Below are 1,256 nucleotides of genomic sequence, written 5' to 3'. Positions count from 1 at the left end.
CGCCGGTCCCCTCCGGGATGACCTCGTCCAGCTCGGAGCGGAACTTCATGGCCGCAGTGTGGACGGCCGTGGTCTCCATCTCCTGATCGAGCTTCGACCCGAGGTAGCGGAGCGCTTCGTCCTCCGGCTCCAAGGTGTAGAGAATCGCGCAGACCGTCGGCTCATACACGAAATCGACCGGGTTAAATTTCCAGTCGTCGGAGAGACAGTTCTCGTCGTCGTCGTCGTCCTCCCGGCACTTCTCCCCGTCCCACTCCCGGCACTCGGGCCGGTCACGGGTCGGAGTCTCCGNGACCGCCGCAGACCATCAGCCCGGGGATGCACAGCGAGGAAATCGACACCTCCGGGTCCGGGTCCGTCGGGTCCGTGGGCGGGGCCTCCGGGTCCGGGTCCGTGGGGTCCGGGTTCTCCGGGTCCGGCACCGGGTCCGGGTCCGGGTCCGTGGGGTCGGGCACCGGGTCCGTCGGGTTCTCCGGGTCCGGGTTCTCCGTCGTCGGGACCGGGTTCGGGTTCTCCGGGTTCTCCGGGGTCGGCTCCGGGTTCGGGGCCTCCGTCGGACCCGGGGAGGGCTCCGGGTTCTCCGGGCCGGGCACCGGATACGTCGGGACCGGGGAAGGCTCCGGAGAGGGCTCCGGGGCCGGAGTCGCCGGGGGCACGGCCGGGGTCGGCTCCGTGGTCGGAGTCGGGTCCGCCGACGGCTGCACCGACGGGTCCGAGGTCGGCTCCGGCTCCCCGGGCGCAGTCGGTGAAGCCGACGGCTCCGGGTCCGTGGGCTCCGAGGGCTCCGGAGACGGCTCAGCGGGCTGTGAGGGCTCCGGAGAGGGCTCCGGGACCGGAGGGACACTCGGCTCCGTCGAAGGCTTGCACGGGTCCGTGGCCGGGTCATAGTCCGGTTCCATCGGGTTGCACCGAGGGTCATAGAGCGGGGAGTCAGGGTCCTTGTACGGCCCCCACGGGTCCGGGTCCGAGGTCGGCTCCGGCTGGGGCTCGACCGGGTCCGGCTCGGGCTCGGGCTCGGGGTCCGGGTCCGTGGTCGGCTCCGTCTCCGGCTCGGGATAGGTCGTCGGCGGACCGGACCACCCCGGGGGGACGTAGGGCACCGTCTCGGGGTTGCCGTCGATGTTGCCAGGCTCAGCCGGGCACCCCTGTTGCCAGTAGACGCATTCCAGGGTGTTGCAGGAGGACGAGGCCACCGAGTAGGAGCCCCACTTGCAATCGACCCGCTCGGGGGACGTCTCCCGAATGTTGGTCCAGTC

Origin of the sequence: Thermomonospora catenispora, assembly GCF_006363815.1 — a bacterium.
Lineage (GTDB): Bacteria > Actinomycetota > Actinomycetes > Streptosporangiales > Streptosporangiaceae > Thermomonospora > Thermomonospora catenispora.
The sequence above is the reverse complement of the archived record's forward strand: the minus strand, read 5'-3'. Positions refer to the sequence as shown.